This is a genomic window from Pseudoalteromonas sp. S554, from assembly GCF_005930865.1.
Classification (GTDB): domain Bacteria; phylum Pseudomonadota; class Gammaproteobacteria; order Enterobacterales; family Alteromonadaceae; genus Pseudoalteromonas; species Pseudoalteromonas marina.
Window position 1 is genome coordinate 1 of the sequence record NZ_PNDV01000068.1, and the last position, 22982, is coordinate 22982.

Genomic DNA, 22982 nt, shown 5'->3' on the forward strand with positions numbered 1-22982 from the left:
AATTTTATTGACCACTACAAAGTTACAGTATGATTTAGGTAACCTACAACTAACGTTAACTGGCACACATTACTTCGATCAAAATGATATCACTGCGTTTGAAAGCCAAACGGATGGTTATACGTTATTTGATGCTCAAGCTAACTACCAATTAGGGTTAGGTGCTGTTGATGCTCAATTTTATATAAATGTTGATAACCTGACTGATGAGCTTGGGTTTGTTCATACCTCATTTATAAAAGATAAAGCCCCTCTTCCAGGTAGAAATATTCGCTTGGGTGTTCGCGGCTACTTTTAATCATTAAAAGCTATGCTTTGAGATTAAAGTGTTTAATTAATAACTCCCTTTTGAAACCGCATTTTTAAATGCGGTTTTTTTTAATGACTTGCTTTGTAATTGGCGTTTGGCGTTTGGCGTTTGGCGTTAATCATTTTAAAAGTGACTATGCGTATTGCCTGACAATAATTAAAGGTAATTTTTATAGGCACAAAAAAACCGCGCTAATAATAAGCGCGGTTTTTTAACTAACTTAATAACGACTATTAAGAAAGGATTTCGTGTAGCTCAACATCAAATACAAGCGTTGAGAAAGGTGCAATTGCAGCACCTGCACCACGTTCACCATAAGCTAGCTCATGAGGAACGTAAATACGCCATTTAGTGCCTACTGGCATCATTTGTAAAGCTTCAGTCCAACCTTTGATCACGCCACCTACTGGGAATTCAGCTGGTTGACCGCGCTCGTAAGAGCTATCAAATACTGTACCGTTAATTAATGTACCGTGGTAATCAACACGTACTGTAGACTCAGCAGTTGGCTTTTCGCCTTCACCTGTTGCTAATACTTCATATTGAAGACCAGACTCAGTAACAGTGATTTCAGGACGTTTTGCGTTTTCTTCTAAGAATGCAATACCTTCAGCAGAAAGTACTTTTGACTCTTCTTCACGACGAGCTTGAATCTCTTCGTTAACTTTTTCAAATGCAGCTTGGATCTCTGGGATCTCAACTTGAAAAGCGCTACCTGCGTACGCATCTTTCATGCCTTCAAACACTGAATTTAGGTTTAAGCCTTCAAAAGGATTAGACTTAAGTTGCTCACCCATTTGTAAGCCAATACCGTAACTTGCTTTTTCAGCATCTGTAGTAAAATTATCTGACATAATGTGTTTTTCACGTTTTGTTAGTTAAAAGACATGAGTATGCTATCACAAAATAACGCACGTTTGGTGCTAGTTTTTATTGAGTTTTACCTTTAACAGACCAACAATAAAGCAACTAAGTATCAAACTGAATAAAAATCCGGCAAGCAATGAAAAAGTTAATAAACTATCGGTGCCGCCAATAATAATTGGTACAGCGACTAATCCAACTACACCAATAAAAACTGAGGCAACTAGGGGCCATTTTGTATCGTACTTAGTAATTAAGTGGGCCACTAAAATATTAAAACCTACACCATATGCAAACGCTGTAATTAATGGGTGTTCTGGTTGTGCATCGGCTGCCATTTTAATTAGTACGCTCATGCCGCTTTGGTAACAGTAACCAAACACGATCCATAAAAGAATGTGTTTTAAAAGCTGTGCACTCATAGGAATAGTTGCTTTGTCTGTCATTTATCAAACCCCAGATAGCAAAAAACCGCCATAAGGCGGTTTTTTAAATAATGGTGGAGAGATAGGGATTTGAACCCTAGATAGGCTACAAACCTATGCCGGTTTTCAAGACCGGTGCATTCGACCACTCTGCCATCTCTCCGTACGGCGCGAATAATATGGGTTATCGAGATATTTGTAAAGCTTTAAATGTAAAAAAATAAAATTTAATCTAGTAGCGTAAAAAAACTATCACTTATTCATTTTAAGATTTTAAAAATAGCGGTTACTAATAATACTGTTTAGGCCTACGCGCAATCCAAGAACACACTAAGCAAACCAACAAGCTCAATGAGAAAAAAGTAACCCCTTGAAAAATTAAATCAAAACGGTTTAAGTCGTCACTTGGCACAATGACAAACATAAAAGTAGGCAGAATACTCAACATAAGTACATAACAACACACTTTAAATGCACGTCCAAAATCAAATCGTTTAGATTGTTGCATCCACCAAGTAAGTAGTACCAATACACTGACGGCTGAACCGGCAATAAAAGGGGCAGCATTTGTACTCATTGCTACATATAACGTAACAAACGCACCTAAAAGCCCCCAAATTGACCAAGCGAGCCAGTTTTCTTTTTCACGTAAAAATAAATTTCCCATAATTTAAGTCTTCTTTATCGTTATTATTTTGAGACTCTCCATACATTATCAAAAAACAACCGATTAAAAAACAATCTGCAGAAGAATTATCAAGTTATTTAGCATCCATGCCCTTCTTGCAGTTTCTCACTGACAATAATAATCAGTGGTTAAAATTTACACTCAATTATAAGTGACCCTATATGTATGTAAAAGTTCACACTTATTTATAAATCCGTAAAATAAGTTTCCGGTTTATGTCTTGGAGATTTTTTACAATCGACGGCAGGTGTACCTATATACAAGTAACCCACAATTTCATCTAACTCGTTTAAATTAAGCGCTAGCTTAACCGCATTACTTTGTGCAAAATAACCCGTGCGCCAAATACCCCCTAACCCTTGTGCAAATGCGGCTTGTTGCATTGCAAGTACGCTACACCCTGCGCTTTGCACTTGCTCGATACGAGGAACTTTAGGATGTTGTTGATATTTAGCAATGGCAATGATGATCATTGGAGCACGAAGCGGTAATTCTTTAGCTCGGTTTATAACTTTATCTTCTTGTTGCTCTGCCACAGCACTCTCGTGGTAAATCGACCCTAACTTTTCACGCGCTTGCCCTTCAACAACAATAAATTGCCATGGCGCTATGCAACCATGATCGGGGACACGAAGTGCAGCTTGTTTAATAATATTAAGCTGCTCAATTGATGGGCCAGGCTCTGTTAGTTTTGAGTCGGATTGGCGAGTTAATAAAAGCTCAATAGCGTCCATAATTATTTCTCGATATTTAAAACGCTAGGGTAACATTTTAAGTCTGTGTTGATAAATATTGAAATAAAAACGCCAGCAAAAAATAATTTTTGCTGGCGTATATAAACTTACGTTAAATTTACTCTTTAAAGACACTTCTTCTGAGCCAATAATCAACGCTTACAAAACGCCCACCTCCGGTGAAAAATAAACTCAGGAGCATTGCGAAATAAATGGCAGCAAATTCTATCCCATTATTTAAAATTGAAGGTTTACCTTTTTCGTACAGGTAATCTACAAACCCATGCTCATCGACTATTGATCGTATTTTGCCAATTCGCTCTTGTACTTCAACTGAGTTTTCAAGACTTTCTTTGGCGCCGGGTATAGACAACCAATCAAGTACCTGAGCTGCACTCGTGTCAGGGTTAGTCGGAGCAATTGCAAACCAGCCGTTGTGCCAATGCACTGATGTTGCAGCAACAACCATAGTAAACATTAGAGGAATACTTACGAGGCGAGTCAATAGGCCTAATAATAAAAACCAACCTCCCAAAAATTCGCTCCAACCAGCTAAAAATGCAAGTAAGTCGGGAAACGGTAAACCTAAGCCCCATTCACTATTTCCAAACCATTGCACAACATCAGGTGATGCTAATAAATTATTGAAAAAGCCAGTAGCATCGCCGCTGATGGCGAGCTTATTATAACCCGCGATAATCATCACAGGGGCTAAAATTAATCTAAAAAGTAAAGGAGGTAACCCATCTAAAAATGATAGTTTACCTATTGCAGCTACATAGAAGCGAGTCAGTGTGTTCATGCGTATCCTGTGTTTAATGTTTATTTAGTTATAGACTATAAACAACCAAGACCGCATGAATTACTAAACTATTTCAACTTGTCGAAAGGTTAAATACTTCTCGCTATTTGAAGGGCTTCAAAAATAGCGCGCTTAGCATCAATTGCAGCAGCGAGTTTAGCGCCACCAATAACGTGTACTTTAGCGTTTTCAGCATGAGGCTTTACAACTTCATCATTTGAAACTTGACCAATACACGCAATAACAGTGTCGACCGGTAAAACCTGAGTTTCACCACCAACTGCAATAGTTAAACCCTTGCTATCGAAGCTTTGATACTGACAATCCGCAATTTGTTTTACACCATGCTGCTTAGCTACTTGACGATGGATCCAACCTGTTGTTTTTCCAAGTTCACTACCAAATCGGCCAGCGCTTCTTTTTAACATGTACAACTGACGCTCGTCTTTGTGTGGCTTCGGTTCACATTCAATTCCCCACTGCGTTTTAAACTCATCAATGGTTTGTGATTTATGTTCACTTAAAAATGCCACCATATCAAAACCAATGCCGCCAGCACCTAAAATGGCAATAGAGTTGCCTAACTCGACTTCGCCACGAATTACTTCATCGTATGCAAATACTCGTTTGTTATCACTACATTTAATTGACGCCTCACGTGGGCGAACACCCGTGGCAAATACAATGTCGTCGTACTGTGTCAGCATTGACTCGTTGTATGATGTTTCGAGCTTAACCGCTACATCTAAACGTTCTAGCTCATTAATAAAGTATGCCAGTGTATGATTAAAGTCTTCTTTGCCAGGTATTTGCATGGCTAAATTAAATTGGCCACCCATTTGCGCTTTTTGGTCAATCAAAGTGACCTTATGACCTTTTTGAGCCAAATAACAACTTGCGGATAAGCCAGCAGGGCCTGCGCCCACAACAAGTACATTTTTTGAGTTTGTCGCTTTATCGAGCGGGTAATCAAGCTCAAAAGCCGCTTGAGGATTAACCAAGCAGGTTGCACGTTTATTTTTAAATACATGATCTAAACAGCCTTGGTTACAGCCAATACAAATGTTAATTTGTTTTGTTTGATCATTTTGATATTTATTAAAAAACTCAGGATCAGCTAATAAAGGTCTAGCCATTGATATGAGGTCGGCTTCACCTGCATTTAAAATGTCATTTGCAATGTCAGGTGTATTAATACGGTTTACTGCAATGACTGGAACGCTAACAACACTTTTTAAGCGCTTAGACGCTTCTTTAAAGGCTCCTGGTGGAACCATACTTGCAATCGTAGGAACGCGCGCTTCATGCCAGCCAATACCCGTATTAAAAATATCAACCCCGGCTTTTTCAAGCTCAGTGGCTTGAATAACCACTTCATCAGGAGTGGACCCATCAGGGATTAGATCCATAACTGACAGTCTAAATATAATTAAAAATTTATCAGATACTTTAGCCCTAACCGCTTTGACTATTTCAAGCGCTAGGCGCATTCTGTTTTCAAGGCTTCCACCAAATTCGTCTTCGCGTTTGTTGGTGTGTGGCGCCATGAATTCATTAATCAAATAACCTTCAGACCCCATTACCTCAACGCCATCATACCCAGCTTTTTCAGCCATATAAGCAGAGTGCGCAAAGTCTTTAATCGTTTTTTTAATTGAGCTCAGTGACATTTCTTTAGGCTTGTAGGGATTAATTGGAGCCTGAATAGCACTGGGTGCCTGATTGAAAGGATGATAAGCATAGCGACCCGCATGCAGTAACTGTAAACAAATTTTCCCACCATGTTTATGAACAGCATCTGTGTATGCGCGATGCTTAAAAACATCATAATAACTGTTAAAAGAAGACGATATTGGCGTTAACTTGCCTCGCAGGTTCGGGCTATAGCCACCGGTAATGAGCATGGCTGTGCCGCCTTTTGCACGGGCTTCATAAAATGCACGTAAACGTTTTCTGTTATGCCATCCCTCTTCGAGGCCCGTATGCATTGAGCCCATAACTAATCTGTTTCGTAATTGTGTGTGTTTTAATTGTAGTTGTTGTTCTAACATCTCATGCCCCATTAACTGGTCTAACCTGTGTAGATTAACTAATTCTGCTTTAATGATAACGAATAAGCAATATTTGCATGTATTTAATTGATACTTAAGACACGCTTAAAATACGTACTCATCTCAAAATTACTATTTAATGCGAGAGTGTATCGCATAATAAATCCATTGTTTTCGGTAGCTTGAACGTATTTATAAACACTTCGTTACGATTTAGCAGTTAAATTTATATTTATTCTAGGATAAGATGAAACAAATGTATTAGCTGTACCAAATTAAGGAGCTATTTTGATAGCAAAAATATTCAAAGGCATTTGGGCTGGAATAAACTTTTCTCGTCGATTAATAATCAACTTTTTGTTTGTGCTACTTGTTATTGTATTTATTGCAGGTATATCAAGCGATGATGATAAAATTATTGTAGAGGAAGGCTCTGTTCTTAGGTTAAACCTAAATGGTCCATTGGTTGAAGAAAAGTTATATGTAGATCCTATTGAGGCGGCTTTAAATGACGCAACATCAGGTAACGACCAACCAAGTGAGATTTTACTTGATGATGTTGTTGAAGTCATAAACGAAGCAGCAAAAGATAGTCGTATTAGTGTACTGCTTCTTGATTTACAAGAAATGCCTAAAGCGCATTTAAATAAACTTAAACAAATTACCAACGCTATTGAAGGCTTCAAACAGGCTGGCAAAAAAGTAATCGCTACAGGTTACTACTACACGCAAGCGCAATATTACATTGCTGCACATGCTGACGAAATAGCGATGCATCCGTATGGAAGCGTAGCTATTGAAGGTTACGGCATGTACCCACTGTATTTTAAAGACGCACTAGAAAAACTAGAAGTAACACAGCATATTTTTAGAGTAGGTACATTTAAATCAGCTGTTGAACCCTTTATCCGTAACGATATGTCTGATGCGGCTAAAGAAGCAAATCGTGTATGGTTGGGTGCACTTTGGAATGAGTATAAGCAAGATGTTTCTGCTGTACGTCCATTCGACGAGTCAAACTTTGATGAAACTATGGATGTTTACCTAGAAAAAATGCAAGCTGCTAACGGTGATGCTGGTAAATATGCACTCGATAATCAATGGGTTGATTCGCTTAAAACAACTCAGCAAATACGCCAACAATTGATAGATTTAGTGGGTGCGCAAGAAGATGGTAAAACATTTAAACACGTTTCGTTTCGTCAATACCTGAGCCTGGTTAAGCCTCCTGTCGTTTTTGATAACCCAATTACTGAGAAAGTAGCGGTTGTTGTAGCGAGAGGAACAATTGTAGATGGTGAGCGCAGAGCGGGCGAAATTGGTGGTGACTCTACCGCAGCCCTTCTCCGTAAAGCAAGACTTGATGATAAAGTAAAAGCAGTGGTACTTCGTATTGATTCAGGTGGCGGTAGTATGTTCGCATCTGAAGTTATTCGCGCAGAGGTATTAGCTCTAAAAGCAGGCGGTAAACCTGTTATCGCATCAATGAGTTCTGTTGCGGCATCTGGCGGTTACTGGATTGCATCTGCTGCAAACGAAATATGGGCTGCACCAAGTACGATTACAGGGTCGATTGGCGTATTTGGTACACTTATGACATTTGAAAATACACTATCAAAAATTGGGGTGTATTCTGATGGTGTTGCAACCACCGAAATGGCAGGTTTTTCTGTCACTCGCCCACTTAACGAAAAAATGGCTCAAGTTATTCAAATGAGTGTTGAAGAGGCTTACGGTCGATTTTTGAATGTTGTAGCTCAGGCTCGAGGCATGACGCCTGAGGAAGTTGATGCAATTGCGCAAGGTCGAGTTTGGATTGCTTCTCAAGCACTTGAACTGGGATTAATTGATAAGCTAGGTGATAAGCAAGATGCAATTGATGCTGCAGCCGCCCTTGCTAAGTTAGAAAACTACGATGTTAAAACAATCACACAAGATTTGAGCCCGCAAGAAAAAATGCTACAAGACATTTTTGGAAGTGCATCAGTGAAATCGATGTTGGGTCTTCAAACACAAGCACCACCTGTTTTAGCAACACAAGCTAATTTAAACAGCGTCATTCAACAACTGAGTAGTGAAGTTGAAAGCCTCAAGGATTATAACGATCCACAGGGTGTGTACGCTCGTTGTTTAGAGTGTAAAGTTGCACAATAAAGGTGCGTGATTCACACTCGTTGCTTTATTTACACTAGCGACAGGTTATACTAAGCCCATTTTTTTTTACTGGGCTTTTTTTATGAAACGTAAACGCATTTATATCGCTTATACCGGCGGTACCATAGGAATGAAAAAATCAAGTCGGGGTTACATTCCCGCAGAAGGTTTCTTAACCGAAACGGTTATGAACAATGCCGAATTTAATCGTGATGAAATGCCCTTATTTGATATTCACGAATACTGTCCACTTATTGATTCATCTGACATGTCCCCTGCGCACTGGCAGCTTATTGCAGATGATATAAAAAGCAAATATCAGCAATACGACGGCTTTGTTGTACTGCATGGTACAGACACCATGGCCTATACTGCATCGGCACTTTCATTCATGTTTGATAATTTAACTAAACCCGTTATTGTTACCGGATCGCAAATTCCACTTTCTCAACTACGATCTGATGGACAGGTTAATTTGTTAAATGCGATGTACTTAGCTGCTAATTACCCAATTGCAGAAGTGAGTCTGTTTTTTAATAACCAGTTATTTAGAGGTAATAGAGCTACTAAAGCACATGCAGATGGTTTTGATGCCTTTGCTTCACCAAATTTAGAGCCTCTTGCATTATCAGGCATTAATATTCAACTTATTAAAGGCCAACTAAGTCCTTATGTTGAAAACGAACTTCAAGTAACCACAATAACACCACAGCCAATTGGCGTACTTTATTTATACCCAGGAATAAGTACCGAGGTTGTGAAGAGCCTTGTAAACGATAACATTAAGGCTTTAGTGTTATTAAGCTTTGGCGTGGGTAATGCACCTCAAGACGATAAGTTTTTATCTGTTTTAAGTGAAGCAAGTAATAAAGGAATGATTATTGTTAATTTAACACAATGCCTAAAAGGCCAAGTCAATATGGGCGGTTACGCAACCGGCAACGCCTTATTAAATATTGGCGTTATTAGTGGGTATGATATGACTTTAGAAGCCTGCCTAACCAAACTTCATTGCCTATTCAGCCAGAATCTAGAAATCGAGACTATTCGCCACTTAATGCAAGATAATATGCGTGGTGAATTAACAAGATAAAGAGTTACACATCTGGAGAATCAAAAAAGGCACGCTTATAGCGTGCCTTTTTGTCTAATAAAGAATTAACGAACTTTAGCGTCAATCTCAACTAGGTCAGTCAAATGGCAGGTTTCACCACTATGGGTTTTAATGCCATGCTCACCAAAATAATCACGCTGGGCTTGAACTAGGTGCCCATTACTTGGTGTTGTTAACGTTGCTAGGTAAGTTTGTGTAGAGCTTAATACAGGAAACGCCAAACCAGACATAACAGCTTGTCCTGTTATCTTACGTAGTGCATTCGCCTCTTTATCGAGTGAATCTATAAATTCGACTCCTTGCGCCACGCTATCTAGGTAGTCAGCTCGAATAATACAACCTGCACGCCAAGTTTGTAATGTTTTCGACAAATCAACTTTCCACTGGTGTGTACGAGATGCGCCTTTAATTAGTGCTAAACCTTGGCGATACGCAAGTAAACTAGCAAGTGTAAATGCATCTTTAAGCTCTTCGAGATCAATATCAACGATATTGGTTGATTTTGAAGCGTACGTCATTTCTTGTGCAGCGGTTGTATCGCAGGCATTGGTTAGGTGTCTGGCTTGAACAGCAGCGACAAGTGATGGTACTGCAATTCCTAACTCTAGCGCGTTTTGTGCAGTCCACAAACCTGTACCTTTAGCGCCAACTTTATTATCAATAAGGTCGACTAGTGGCTCATTTTTATCATTTTCAAGGGTTAATATGTGGCTAGAGATAGAAAGTAAGTAACTATTTAACTGCCCTTGTTCCCACTCATCAAATATTGCAGCTACTTCTTTTGGAGAACGGTTAGTTCCTGAGCGTAGTAATTGATACATTTCTGCAATGAGTTGCATAAGTGCATATTCAATGCCGTTGTGAACCATTTTAACAAAGTGTCCACTTGCCGATTGGCCAACACGTGCAAAACAAGAGCTACCATTGTAACTTGCAGCTACTTTTTCAAACCATGGTTCAATACGTTCCCAGCCACCTTCTGACCCACTTGCCATCATTGCTGGGCCATGGCGGGCACCTTCTGCACCACCTGAAATACCCATGGTGGCAAACTCAAATTTATTTTGGTATTTAAGTTTACGCGTAATACCATCTTTATAATTACTGTTACCACAATCAACTATAATATCATCACACTCTACGCCTGCGTTTACCAGTTCATTACAAACGGTATCTACTAACTCACCCGCAGGAACAAGTAATAAAATAGAACGAGGTGCTTCTAAACGCCTTACCATGTCTCCTAAATCAGAAACAATGTGAAGTTTGTCAGCCATGCCTTGAGATTTAGCACAACTTATTAACTCTTCACCCGCATGTGGGTTTTTGTCATAAGCAACAAGCGTTATCCCCTTTTCTATCAAATTTAGGGCAAGATTTTTCCCCATAACGCCTAACCCGACTAATGCAACTTGCATTTAGTGTCCTCCTCGGTAACAACTATTTGGTTAGAAAATTCAATGTATTCATTCAATAATACCGCATGCTTTATACGTATACAGTAATAAAATACTAACAATGAGCCAATACAAAGTAATATTTCACTACAGGTATAAAAGCCCCGCAATTATATCAAATATCATCGAGCAAAGGGTGACTAAAAGCAAAGCAAATTAAAATTATGATCATTGACGCATTTTGACACCGGTGTCATAATGATGACACAATAGTTTTGTATAAAATAGTGGCAATTCTTTTAGCTTTGCCTACAACTAAAGATATAGCTTTATAAAGCTATATCTATCGTAAACAAAATAACCGTCAACCTGCTTTCACCAAGCACACAGGAGAAATTGATGCTAAGACGCACAAAAATAGTCGCTACCCTTGGGCCCGCTACCGATAGAGATAACAACTTAGAAAAAATTATTCGCGCAGGCGCAAACGTAGTACGTTTAAACTTCTCACACGGTGTGGCTCAAGATCATAAAGACCGTGCACAAGCAGTTCGTGATATTGCAAAACGATTGAACAAACATATTGCTATTCTTGCCGACCTTCAAGGTCCTAAAATCCGTGTATCAACGTTTAAAGAAGGCAAAGTAACCCTAGAAGTGGGCGCTAAGTTTATTCTTGATGCAAAAATGGAAAAAGGGCAAGGCGATGTAAACGCTGTAGGCATCGATTATAAAGAGCTTCCACAAGACGTATCTCCTAACGATTTACTTCTTTTAAATGATGGTTTAATTCAACTTACAGTTGATAAAGTAGTTGATCATCTAGTTCACTGTACCGTTACAGTGGGAGGTGTTTTATCAAATAATAAAGGGATTAACCGTTTGGGCGGTGGATTAACTGCCCCTGCGTTTACTGATAAAGACAAAGAAGATTTAATCACAGCAGCAGAAATCGATGTAGATTATATTGCGGTATCTTTTCCACGTAGTGGTGATGATATGCGTTACGTTCGTTCTTTAGCAGAAGCAGCTGGCTCTAAAGCGCAACTTCTTGCAAAAATTGAACGTGCTGAAGCTGTAGAAACGCAAGAAGCGATTGACGACATTGTACTTGCTTCAGATGCTGTTATGGTTGCGCGTGGTGACTTAGGTGTAGAAATTGGCGATGCTGCGTTAATGGGCAAGCAAAAGCTTATTATTCGTCGTGCTCGTTCATTGAACCGTACTGTTGTTACAGCAACGCAAATGATGGAATCGATGATCGATAACCCAATGCCAACACGTGCTGAAGTAATGGATGTTGCAAACGCAGTGCTTGATGGTACCGACGCTGTAATGCTTTCTGCAGAAACCGCAGCGGGTGATTACCCTGAAGAAACTGTAGCGACTATGGCGCGAGTTTGTTTAGGTGCTGAATCACAAAAAGAAACACACGTATCTAAGCACCGTTTAGATAGCCGTTTTTCTAATAATGCAGAATCAATTGCATTATCTGCTATGTATGCAGCAAACCATTTAGACTCTGTTAAAGCTATTGTAACGCTTACTGAATCAGGTAGCACAGCAAAACTAATGTCACGTATTAGTTCGGGTTTACCAATCTACTCACTATCTCGTCATGCTAGTACACTTGGTCAAACCGCACTTTATCGTGGTGTTTACCCTGTGTTTTTTGATTCAACACAAACAGAAAAAGATGCAATGGTTAAAGCAGCTTTAGATACGCTTGTTGCCCAAGGATCATTAGCGTCAGGTGATACTGTGATTTTAACGCATGGTGATTCAATGGAAACGGTTGGTGCAACAAATACAATGAAAATTGTTACTGTTGAGTAATTAACGCTTTAAAAAAATGCGAGCTTAGCTCGCATTTTTTATTTCTAACTATAATTTTAGCTCGCTAATGCTGCTTTTACTTTATCTCGGTAACTTCGGCTTACTTTCAACTCTTGTCCATTTTCTAAAACAAGTAAATACTCGCCACTAACCTGTGTTACTAATTTACTGATTTGTTTTGTATTTACAATTGCGCTGCGATGAACCCTAACAAATAAATGAGGGTCGAGCTCTTGCTCAAGTTCTTTCATTGTTTTACGTAATATATGTGTTTGTCCATCTTGGCAATGTAAACACATATAATCACCTGCTGCATCAACCCATTGAATGGTTGCTGCTGGAACACGAATAATTTCGCCCTGCTCTTTTACTGCCAACGACTCTGGGTAACGTTTATCAGCTAAAGTATCACCGGTTGCTAGTTTTTTGAGAATTTCTTCACAGTTATTTCCGGTAATGCCAGCTACAAAACTCGCGAGTTTTTTCTTATGGGCGTTGTCTTGTTGCGTTTTTAAATAGGTATGCACTTTTTCTACCGCCTGTTTTAGTCTGTTATCATCAACGGGTTTTAAAATGTAATCCAATGCATGAATTTCAAATGCTTTTACTGCAAATTGATCAAATGCGGTAACAAACACGATTGCAGGTAGTACTTTAGTGCTTTCACTTAACGCGCGAGCAACTTCAAAACCATTCATGCCTGGCATTTGAATATCTAAAAATACTAAATCTATTTTTTCGTTTTTACACGTCTGTATTGCATCTGCACCTGAACTGCATAATTTAATAACTTCAATATCATCAAATTCTGAAAGTCTTACATCTAAACCTTTGCGCGCTAATGGTTCATCATCAACAATAAGCGTTCTGATTTTCATCATTTCTTCACAGCCTTCTCAAACGGCACTCGCAGATTAACTTTTAATCCACTTGGCGTATTATGTGATAATACAAACGAATAATTATTTTCGTAGAGCGTTTTTAATCTATCTTTGGTATTTGCAATGCCAACACCTTGTGCGTTAACAAGCTTGCCATTTTCTAATTCTGTGCCAGGCCCGTTATCTCCCACTTCAAGGAGTAATTCGTTAGCAAACACTTGGGCTTTAATATCAATTACACCACCAGCAGATAAGTGGGCAATCGCATATTTAATTGCGTTCTCAATAATAGGTTGCAATATAAGACTAGGCACAAGCGCTTGTTTTGCTTGTTCACTTACGTCTATGTTTACCTTTAAACGTTCATCAAAACGTACTCTTTCAATATCAAGATATAGCTTTAACGCATGTAACTCTTGCTCAAGTGGTACTTTTTTTATGGGATCGGTATTTAATGTGTATCTTAAAAAGTCACTCAATTTAGAGACCATTAAGTTAGCATCTTTATTTTCTTTTACCAAAACTAATGTTGAAATGGCATTTAGCGTATTGAATAAAAAATGCGGGTTAAGCTGATACCTAAGCATTTTTAATTGGGCTTCGTGGGCCATTGTAGTTGCTTTTAATGCTTTTTGACGTTCACTTTGCAATAGCTGATAATATTTAACGCCAAAGTATAAACCACTCCAACACAAAATAATGTAAACAGAATCCAATCCTTGTTGCAGGTAATAAAACCACTCTTCTGGCCTGTAACCATGGCGATATATTTCCCATAGATTAAATTTTTGTACAACAGCCCATAATGTACCTGTGACATAAGATGCACCAAACACCACTAACATCAGCACTATAGGTGAAGCATTCCAAACTGTACGGTAAATATAGCGAAGAGGTACTGTCATAAGACAGCCAGCATAAGCATTTAATAATATAACAAATACGTAAATATCACGCATTTCAAATACTTTAGAACCAATGTAATTGACAAGCGCATACCCTATCCAGCCTGCAATCTGCAAAAGCCAAAAAAAGCGCTGACGGTTATCAATTAAAGATTGCCAATTCAAAATTTACACTGTCTCCAAAATAGTAACTACTTTAAAATCTATTCTTAGCTTGTATTTATTAATGACTAATTAATTTTATAAATAAACTAATTCATATCATCGCCTATTATATAGATTTACGAGGCTGTTTAGCACTACCGCCTATCTTAGTTTTTAATACAATCAACGCAAACTTAACTTACGCGCAATAAAAAAGCGAAAGGTATTACCCTTTCGCTTTCATTAACACGTTGATAATTATTGTTTAAGCAAGTTTATCTGACGCAACTTTATAAGTTGGATCCTCTATTACATTTACTTCAACTAAATCACGCGCTTTGTGCAGTAACTGAGTACAGTCTTTACTTAAATGACGCAAATGAAGCTGTTTACCTGCTTTAGTATATTTATCAGCTAATGCGTCGATAGCCTCTATTGCACTGTGATCTGATACACGGCTATGTTTAAACTCTACAATAACGTTCTCTGGGTCATTTTTAACATCAAATAATTCAGAAAAGTTTTTAACTGAACCAAAAAATAATGGCCCATGTAACTCATATACTTTTGAGCCTTCTTCATCAATGTAGTTAGTTGTATAAATATGCTTGGCATGTTGCCATGCAAAAACAAGTGCAGACACGATGACACCTACACACACTGCAATCGCTAAATCGGTAATCACCGTTACACCTGAAACCAACACGATTACAAAGGCATCTGACAATGGAACGCGCTTCATCATTTTAAAACTTGCCCATTCAAATGTACCAAGCACAACCATAAACATAACCCCAACAAGTGCGGCAAGTGGGATCATTTCAATTAAACTTGAAGCAAAAATGATAAATGCAAGCAACATTAATGCTGCACTGATACCTGATAAACGTGAACGACCGCCAGAATTAATATTAATCATTGATTGGCCAATCATTGCACAACCACCCATTGCACCAAAAAAGCCACACGTTATATTTGCAGCGCCTTGGCCAATACACTCTTTGTTACTGTGACCACGGGTTTCAGTAATTTCATCAATTAAGCTAAGCGTTAATAATGACTCTATCAGGCCGATAGCAGCAAGTATCAGTGCATAAGGGAAGATAATTTGCAGCGTATCTAAATTAAATGGCACCATAGGAATATGAAACTCTGGCAACCCACCTGCGATTGTTGCCGCTTCGTCACCTGTCATCCCTTTTAAAAAATCTAATACGGTATGTGCTTCAAGGTCTAAACCAATCACTAAGCCAGTCACCGTTACAATCGCAACCAAAGACGAAGGAATAGCCGTTGTTAACTTAGGAAGGAAATGAATAATTCCCATAGTTAGCGCGACTAGCCCTAGCATAATAAACAATGGTTCACCCGTCATCCATTGCTGACCGCCCATACCGTCAGGTACTTTAAACTGACCTAACTGGGCTAAAAATATAACAATAGCTAAGCCGTTTACAAACCCTAGCATTACAGGATGCGGTACCATACGAATAAACTTACCGAGCTTGAATATTCCCGCGAGTATTTGCAAAATACCCATCAAAAGCACGGTTGCAAAGAGATACTCAACACCATGATCAAGTACTAAACTTACCATAACAACCGCTAATGCACCGGTAGCACCTGAAATCATACCAGGGCGGCCGCCAAATATAGCCGTAATTAAACCTACGATAAACGCGGCATATAGACCAACTAAAGGTTCTACATTTGCTACAAAGGCAAACGCAACAGCTTCTGGCACTAAGGCTAACGCCACAGTTAAACCAGATAGAATATCGTTTTTAGCAGAGCTTGGCGCCCTACTGAGTAAGTTAAACATTGAGATCCTCAGGTGTGTTTTGGGTATAAAAAAAGCGCTAAATTCTAGCAAATTAGCGCTCATTTAACAATTACATTGTCTTTTAAACTAAATAGCTCTAAAAAGTTATCCGTTTACAAAGGAAGAGAAGTGCTTCGTTTTACACATGTCATTGTTACATTTGAATGCACTTCCTGTACATATTCCAAACTTAATAAATTATCTCTGACAAAATGTTCGTAACCCTCTATACCTTGTGAAATTATGCGTAACATAAAATCCATGGTACCAGCCATTGTATAACACTCTGTAACTTCATCATAACTCATGATCAGTTTTTCAAACTCAGCCAGATTTTTTTTACCATGGTTAGATAAACGCACATGTGCGTATACCAGCATATCAAAGCCTAGTTTCTTTTCATCTAACAATGCCACTTTGCTTTTTATGTAGCCGTCTTGTTCAAGTTTAGCAATTCGACGCCAACAAGGTGATTGAGATAAGCCTACTTTGTCGGCTATTTCAGCAGTTGATAGACTTGCGTCTTGTTGCAAAAGTGCCAAAATTTGGCGATCTACGTGATTTAGAGACATTTTATTTCTTATTTATCAAATAAACTGGTTAAATTATACAACCATTTTTAAAAACAGTCTGCTTATTTTTAGTTTTTCTATGTATAAATTATTCATAATTAATACATTTAACTCACTATCCGTACTGCCCACTCACAAAAGGGTTCGTTTTAATTTCATGCTCTACCGTTGTCTCGCTGCCATGCCCCGACAAAATAGCGGTCTTCACCGGCAAGGTTAATATATTAGCCTTAATAGATTCTAAAAGTTGTTGACTATTGCCTTGTGGAAAGTCGGTTCGACCCACAGAGCCTTTAAATATAACGTCACCAACAATTACGCATTTATTATCTTGTTCATAAAATACAATATGTCCTGGCGTATGACCTGGGCAATGCATTACATCGAATTTTAATTTACCTAGGCTCAAAGTGTCACCATGCGATAGCCACTCATCTGGGTAAAAAGGATCAATAGGAGGAAAACCAAACATTTGAGCTTGCATTGGTAAATTATCAAACCAAAAACGTTCATCCTTGTGCGGGCCAATAATTTTAATATCAAACTGCCTACGAAGCACGTCAGCTGCACCAACATGGTCTAAGTGCCCATGGGTTAACCAAACAGCTTTTAAGGTTAAACTATTACTCGTTAAAGTAGCAATTATCTTATCGCTGTCACCACCGGGGTCAACAACGATTGCTTCTTGAGTACTTTCGCAAGCTATTATTCTGCAATTTTGTGAAAAAGGTGTCACCGGTATTGTTATAATTTTCATCGCTATATTTCTTTATCTTTTTGTTCTGGTATTGCTATTTCTTCTTCAAACGACATAAGTATTGGATACTTTAAATAAGCTTGGTCATAAAACGGGCTATGCTCATACAACCAGTTTAAGCGAGCATTAGCATCATTAGCGAATGACTTATCATTTTTTAGCTTTTTATCAAATGCTAATGCAAGTTTTGGATTATCTTTTAGCATTTGACGGGCAAACGGGATTAGCGCGTAGTTTTCCATGTATTCTGTTCGTTGAAAAACAGTATTAAACTCACCCCATGCAAAAAATGAATCCGGTGCCTCCGGGTGCAGCAAATGAACAGCTAATTCTCCTGCCTTTTGTTGAGTTGTCACTTCAAACCAACCGTCTAAATTTACATTAATAGCAGGCTTATAATCAAAATTAGCCGTTACTCTAAATCGTCCTTCAAACGGTGACTTAGCAAAAGAGTACTTATCTATTTTGGCCTGTTTTAATGGTTGTGTATTTTCACCAACTAATTTGTTCACAGACACACCATGAAGCGATAACTTCTCAATTAAATCAGTGTAAACAGGTGGTATAAAAAATGCCTTAGGCACTTCAACACGCTTTTGTACGTCTTTTTGCCAATATACAGGGAGGTTTGTATAGTCTTCTTTCTCGCCAATATATTGAACTTCTGTTTGACCTGATAACGTACTCATTTTTGAGGTATAACGAATACCTTTGAATTCAATTTCAACAGGAGTTTTACTATACCCTCGTTGAACAATAAGTTCTTTTGGCACAAATGCCTGTTCTTTTTTTACTGCATTAGCTAGTTCATGGCTGTGATTTGATAAGGCATCAATTGCACCATCAATAAATACATAAGTTCCTAAAACACGTTGCTTATAGGGTTTCAGGGAATGGTTTTCGACTAAAATTGTAGGTAAAGACTTTAAGTCGCCCCAACCATTTGAAAACCGTGGTGTAGCAACCCAACCTGCAAGCCCTTCTTTAAAGTTTCGCTTATTCATAACAAATACAAGTGGTCCAGGTATATGGCCTTGCGATGCTAATTTTTCATCTATTACAGGTTTGAAGTATTGGTCTAGCGCAGCTGATATAGCAGGTGATTCGCTCGCAAAAACCGGGTTATACCCATAGGTGACATCGTATTGATAATCTGCACCGTCAGTAACGTGCACATCAACATACAGATTTGGGTTATAGTCATTAATAACCTTCAAAACACTTTTAACTTCGGGTGTATCAAGTTTTGTAAAGTCACGGTTTAAATTTAAATTATTTGCATTAGTTCTAAAACCCATTTTACTTGGGCCGCGTTGATTAATACGGTTGAAGTGGCCGCTTCTTTCATGTCCGTCAACGTTTAAAATTGGGATAAACAAAATATTTACTTTCTTTAAAATATCCCTGCGTTTGCCTGTCGCTATATCGCGTAACAACATAAACATGGCGTCTTTACCGTCAATCTCACCAGCATGAATTCCCGCTTGAACAAGTACTGTAGGCTTGGTGCTATTAGCAAGCTGATCTGCATCAAAAAAACCTTGCTCACTCGCTACAACCATTTTAATAGCGCGCTTACTATTACTATAACCAATTATTTGCGATTTGAATTGAGTTGGGTTTGCAGCAACTAAACGCTCTACAAAAGCCATTGTGTTTTTGTAGTCAGGAGATATATAACCATCTGAAAGTTCAAAATCCGTTGTCAGAGGACCTGCCTGTTGTATCAGCGATAAGCTTTGTCCTTGCCAAGGTAGCAAAGGTGGTAAATGGCTGTCGTAAGTCATACTTGCAGATAAAAAGAGTAAGCTGGCTAACATATTATTCTCAAAAAAACGCTTTAATGGCCAAATTATAACAACTTAACTGATCGTTACGAAAAAACTGCGGTAGTTCAACAAAAAACACAGCCTAAGGTAAGTTAATAATGGATCAAAAATGCTTTATTAGTATTTCAGCACAATTAGCATCTAATTAAATACAGCTGGGTCTTTAAATTAATAACAGCTTATCTTACTCGGGAACTTAGAATAGCTTTTATGTGGTGGGGTTTTCATAGCGAATTTTAGGCACAAAAAAAGGAGCCAATGGGCTCCTTTTCAGTTCTTATAAAAAAGCTTAAGCGGCTAGGCCTTCTTTAGCTTTTTCTACAAGCGCTGCGAATGCAACTTGGTCGTAAACTGCGATATCTGCAAGGATCTTACGATCGATTTCTACAGAAGTCTTTTTAAGACCATTGATAAAACGGCTGTAAGACAGACCATTTTGACGTGAAGCAGCATTGATACGTGCAATCCATAATTGACGGAAAGTACGTTTCTTCGCACGACGGTCACGGTAAGCGTATTGACCCGCTTTAGTAACAGCCTGGAAAGCTACGCGGTAAACACGTGAACGTGCTCCGTAGTAACCTTTTGCTTGTTTTAAAACTTTTTTGTGACGTGCACGTGCGACAACGCCGCGTTTAACTCTTGCCATTTCTAAAAACCCCTATTAAGCGAACGGTAACATACGTGAAACTAGACCATGGTCATTTTTATGAACCATCATCTTAGGACGTAGGTGTAACTTACGCTTAGAAGTTTTCTTAGTCAGAATATGACGAAGATGCGCTTGTTTACGCTTGAAACCGCCAGAAGCAGTCTTTTTGAAACGCTTAGCAGCGCCACTGTGACTTTTTAGCTTATAAGCCATTGCAATAACTCCAATTGTATTGCCTTTAAATTAGTAAGCAGGCGTGAGGTATATTTCTATAGCTCCACTTTTAGGCCTAACTTACTGCCATGTTCCGGTGAAAGCCCAGCATAAAATGCTGCAACTTTACTTTAAAACCGGTTAACTCAGGTGAATATTTGCATATTGCTTGCAGACCTGAGCTAAATTCGGTGCGCATTATTACTTAAAAATTACTTTTTAGCAATAGGTGCCATCATCATAACCATTTGACGGCCTTCGACGCGATTTGGGAAAGACTCAACGACTGCTAAATCTTCTAAATCGCCTTTAACGCGGTTTAATAGTTCGATGCCAATTTCTTGGTGAGCCATTTCACGGCCACGGAAGCGGATGGTAATTTTAGCTTTATCGCCAGCTTCTAAGAACTTACGTAAGTTGCGAAGCTTAACCTGATAATCACCTTCATCCGTACCAGGACGGAATTTGATTTCTTTAATCTGGATTTGCTTTTGCTTCTTCTTCTGCTCTTTCAGTTCTTTGCTTTTTTCAAAGATGAACTTACCGTAGTCCATAACCTTACAAACAGGCGGCTCAGCGTTTGGGCTAATCTCTACAAGATCAACACCCGCTGCATCAGCCATAGCTTGTGCGTCTTTTAATGACTGAATGCCAGCTTGTTCGCCGTCGATGTCGATTAAACGAACTTCTTGAGCTGTAATTTCTTCGTTAATACGATTTTTTTGAGCTGTTTGTTGCCCTTTCTTGCCGCCTCTAATGGTACGTTCCTCCAAGAATATCAATAATATAAGCGTGTAGATGACTTTTAGTTACAGCCCTACACGCTCGATTTTTACTGTCGATTTTTAATCTCTTCGCTTATTTTAGCTACAAAGTCATCGACATTAAATTTACCCAGGTCTTCACCTGTTCGCGTACGAACCGCTACTTCTTGTTGTTCAACTTCTTTGTCGCCAACAACCAGTAAGTAAGGTATACGCTTTAATGTATGCTCACGGATTTTAAAGCCAATCTTCTCATTTCTCAAGTCAGCAGCGGCTCTAATTCCAAGTTTATTTAATTTTTGTACAATTTCGTGCACGTAATCTGCTTGTTTATCGGTAATATTCATAATTACCACTTGCTTTGGAGCAAGCCACGTTGGGAATAAACCAGCGTATTCTTCAGTTAAAATACCGATAAAGCGCTCAATTGAGCCTAAAATAGCACGGTGTATCATAACTGGAGTGCGTCGTTCGTTGTTTTCTGCTACATAAGTAGCGCCTAAACGACCCGGAAGTGCAAAATCTAGTTGCACTGTACCACATTGCCACGCTCTGTCTAAACAATCGTACAAAGTAAATTCAATTTTAGGTCCGTAAAAGGCACCTTCACCTGGTAGGTAATCAAATTCAATGTCGTTTGCCTTAAGTGCATCAGCTAATGCAACCTCTGCTTTGTCCCAAATTTCATCGTCACCGATACGTTTTTCAGGACGCGTAGAAAGCTTAACTACAATTTTGTCAAAACCGAATGTTTCATAGGTATCATAAACCATCTTAATACACGCTGAAACCTCGTCCATTACTTGCTCTTCTGTACAGAACACGTGAGCATCATCTTGTGTAAAGCCACGTACACGCATTAAGCCGTGTAAAGCGCCTGATGGTTCGTTACGGTGACAACAACCAAACTCGGCCATACGCAGTGGTAAATCACGGTACGATTTTAAACCTTGGTTAAAAATTTGCACGTGACCCGGGCAGTTCATTGGTTTAATAGCGTATTCGCGCTTTTCAGACTCTGTGGTGAACATGGCGTCTGAGTATTTTTCCCAGTGACCAGATTTTTCCCACAAAGATCGGTCCATCATCATTGGACCTTTTACTTCTTCGTATTGGTATTCACGTAATTTTTCACGAACAAACTCTTCAAGCTCACGGTAAATGCTCCAACCATCGTTGTGCCAAAATACCATACCTGGCGCTTCTTCTTGCCAGTGCCATAAATCTAGAGCCTTACCAATACGACGGTGATCACGCTTTTCAGCTTCTTCTAAACGCTTTAAATACGCTTTAAGTTGCTTTTTATCGCCCCACGCAGTGCCGTAAATGCGCTGTAACATTTTATTTTCAGAATCACCACGCCAGTACGCACCTGCTACTTTCATTATTTTGAAGTTTTGGCAGAATTTCATGTTAGGTACATGAGGACCACGACACATATCTACGTATTCTTCGTGGTGGTATAATCCTGGGCGATCATCTTTTGCAATGTTCTCGTCCAAAATTTCAATTTTGTATGTTTCGCCACGCGCTTCAAACGTATCGCGAGCTTCTTGCCAGCTTACTGTTTTTTTCACTACGTCATAGTTTGTTTTTGCAAGTTGCAGCATACGCTTTTCAATGGCATCTAAGTCATCTTGTGACAAAGAATGATCTAAATCGATATCGTAGTAAAAGCCGTTATCAATAGTAGGGCCAATGGCCATTTTTGCTTCGGGGAAAAGTTGCTTAACCGCATGACCTATTAAGTGAGCACACGAGTGACGAATAATCTCAAGTCCGTCTTCATCTTTTGCTGTGATGATCTCAAGGCGTGCATCATCATTAATTAGCTCACACGCATCAACACGGTCGCCATTAACACGACCAGCAATGGTTGCTTTAGCTAGGCCTGGACCAATATCGTTTGCAACATCAAGGGTACTTACAGGGTTTTCAAAACTACGCTGACTGCCGTCAGGAAGGGTAATAACTGGCATTATAAATCCTTACATACAGTGGTGACACCTACAATGTATCACGTGTATTTTAAATAAAATTAAATGAGAATGACTCGACAACGCTCTTA

Annotated in this window: 20 protein-coding genes, 1 tRNA gene and 1 pseudogene; 4 read left to right on the forward strand and 18 right to left on the reverse strand. The window is 38.9% G+C overall.

The window, feature by feature from the left end; all coding sequences use genetic code 11:
• A pseudogene (locus tag CWB65_RS14675) lies at positions 1-298 on the forward strand (TonB-dependent receptor); the annotation flags it as partial.
• Positions 299-543: 245 nt separating this feature from the next.
• On the opposite strand, the gene bamJ reads toward CWB65_RS14675, so the two are convergent.
• The 7 genes from bamJ to CWB65_RS14710 form a co-directional block, all read right to left on the reverse strand.
• The gene (bamJ, locus tag CWB65_RS14680) at positions 544-1164 is read right to left on the reverse strand and encodes a BamJ family beta-barrel-assembly machinery protein (protein WP_006794455.1); all 621 of its coding nucleotides are present in this window, start codon (positions 1162-1164) and stop codon (positions 544-546) included.
• Between the two features lie 69 nt (positions 1165-1233).
• Entirely contained in the window at positions 1234-1620 is a 387-nt protein-coding gene (locus tag CWB65_RS14685) for a hypothetical protein (RefSeq protein ID WP_008132468.1), read from the reverse strand.
• A gap of 51 nt (positions 1621-1671) precedes the next feature.
• Positions 1672-1762, reverse strand: a tRNA-Ser gene (locus CWB65_RS14690).
• Between the two features lie 126 nt (positions 1763-1888).
• The gene (locus CWB65_RS14695) at positions 1889-2266 is read right to left on the reverse strand and encodes a hypothetical protein (RefSeq protein WP_006794457.1); all 378 of its coding nucleotides are present in this window, start codon (positions 2264-2266) and stop codon (positions 1889-1891) included.
• Positions 2267-2472: 206 nt separating this feature from the next.
• Positions 2473-3021: an NAD(P)H nitroreductase gene (locus tag CWB65_RS14700; RefSeq protein WP_006794458.1), complete on the reverse strand. Its 549-nt coding sequence runs from the start codon at positions 3019-3021 to the stop codon at positions 2473-2475.
• A gap of 118 nt (positions 3022-3139) precedes the next feature.
• The gene (locus tag CWB65_RS14705) at positions 3140-3823 is read right to left on the reverse strand and encodes an HvfX family Cu-binding RiPP maturation protein (protein WP_006794459.1); all 684 of its coding nucleotides are present in this window, start codon (positions 3821-3823) and stop codon (positions 3140-3142) included.
• A gap of 89 nt (positions 3824-3912) precedes the next feature.
• A complete protein-coding gene (locus CWB65_RS14710) occupies positions 3913-5874 on the reverse strand; it encodes an oxidoreductase (RefSeq protein ID WP_008132466.1) in 1962 nt (653 codons plus the stop codon).
• 288 nt (positions 5875-6162) lie between these two features.
• On the opposite strand from CWB65_RS14710, the gene sppA reads away from it, so the two are divergent.
• Together sppA and ansA are read left to right on the forward strand one after the other, a co-directional pair.
• Complete coding sequence (sppA, locus tag CWB65_RS14715) at positions 6163-8028, forward strand: signal peptide peptidase SppA (protein WP_008132465.1); 1866 nt, start codon at positions 6163-6165, stop codon at positions 8026-8028.
• 82 nt (positions 8029-8110) lie between these two features.
• On the forward strand, positions 8111-9121 hold the full coding sequence (gene ansA, locus CWB65_RS14720) for an asparaginase (RefSeq protein ID WP_006794462.1): 1011 nt from the start codon (positions 8111-8113) through the stop codon (positions 9119-9121).
• Between the two features lie 65 nt (positions 9122-9186).
• Here the strand turns inward: ansA and gnd are convergent, their stop codons facing one another.
• The gene (gnd, locus tag CWB65_RS14725) at positions 9187-10560 is read right to left on the reverse strand and encodes an NADP-dependent phosphogluconate dehydrogenase (RefSeq protein ID WP_008132461.1); all 1374 of its coding nucleotides are present in this window, start codon (positions 10558-10560) and stop codon (positions 9187-9189) included.
• A gap of 378 nt (positions 10561-10938) precedes the next feature.
• Here gnd and pyk point away from each other — a divergent pair, with 378 nt between their 5' ends.
• Positions 10939-12375 carry a pyruvate kinase gene (gene pyk, locus CWB65_RS14730; RefSeq protein ID WP_006794464.1) on the forward strand — a complete coding sequence of 479 codons (1437 nt, stop codon included), beginning with the start codon at positions 10939-10941 and terminating at the stop codon, positions 12373-12375.
• Between the two features lie 56 nt (positions 12376-12431).
• Here pyk and CWB65_RS14735 read toward each other — a convergent pair whose 3' ends face one another.
• From CWB65_RS14735 to thrS, 10 genes are all read right to left on the reverse strand, one after another.
• Positions 12432-13256, reverse strand: coding sequence for a LytR/AlgR family response regulator transcription factor (locus tag CWB65_RS14735; protein WP_006794465.1), 825 nt, complete (start codon positions 13254-13256; stop codon positions 12432-12434).
• Complete coding sequence (locus CWB65_RS14740) at positions 13253-14326, reverse strand: sensor histidine kinase (protein WP_008132460.1); 1074 nt, start codon at positions 14324-14326, stop codon at positions 13253-13255. Before CWB65_RS14740 ends, CWB65_RS14735 begins: the two co-directional genes overlap by 4 nt.
• A gap of 244 nt (positions 14327-14570) precedes the next feature.
• Positions 14571-16127 carry a SulP family inorganic anion transporter gene (locus CWB65_RS14745; RefSeq protein ID WP_006794467.1) on the reverse strand — a complete coding sequence of 519 codons (1557 nt, stop codon included), beginning with the start codon at positions 16125-16127 and terminating at the stop codon, positions 14571-14573.
• Between the two features lie 113 nt (positions 16128-16240).
• Positions 16241-16699: an Lrp/AsnC family transcriptional regulator gene (locus CWB65_RS14750; RefSeq protein WP_002960703.1), complete on the reverse strand. Its 459-nt coding sequence runs from the start codon at positions 16697-16699 to the stop codon at positions 16241-16243.
• Between the two features lie 115 nt (positions 16700-16814).
• Positions 16815-17456: an MBL fold metallo-hydrolase gene (locus CWB65_RS14755; RefSeq protein WP_008132457.1), complete on the reverse strand. Its 642-nt coding sequence runs from the start codon at positions 17454-17456 to the stop codon at positions 16815-16817.
• 2 nt (positions 17457-17458) lie between these two features.
• Positions 17459-19276 (reverse strand): M14 family metallopeptidase, encoded by a 1818-nt coding sequence (locus CWB65_RS14760; protein ID WP_008132456.1) that lies wholly within the window; start codon positions 19274-19276, stop codon positions 17459-17461.
• A 298-nt stretch (positions 19277-19574) separates the two neighbouring features.
• Positions 19575-19934: a 50S ribosomal protein L20 gene (gene rplT, locus CWB65_RS14765; protein WP_002960711.1), complete on the reverse strand. Its 360-nt coding sequence runs from the start codon at positions 19932-19934 to the stop codon at positions 19575-19577.
• A gap of 15 nt (positions 19935-19949) precedes the next feature.
• Entirely contained in the window at positions 19950-20150 is a 201-nt protein-coding gene (gene rpmI / locus CWB65_RS14770) for a 50S ribosomal protein L35 (RefSeq protein ID WP_002960713.1), read from the reverse strand.
• A 212-nt stretch (positions 20151-20362) separates the two neighbouring features.
• The gene (infC, locus tag CWB65_RS14775; protein WP_006794470.1) at positions 20363-20923 is read right to left on the reverse strand and encodes a translation initiation factor IF-3; all 561 of its coding nucleotides are present in this window, start codon (positions 20921-20923) and stop codon (positions 20363-20365) included.
• Between the two features lie 59 nt (positions 20924-20982).
• Positions 20983-22893 carry a threonine--tRNA ligase gene (gene thrS / locus CWB65_RS14780; protein WP_008132448.1) on the reverse strand — a complete coding sequence of 637 codons (1911 nt, stop codon included), beginning with the start codon at positions 22891-22893 and terminating at the stop codon, positions 20983-20985.
• Positions 22894-22982 lie beyond the last annotated feature (89 nt).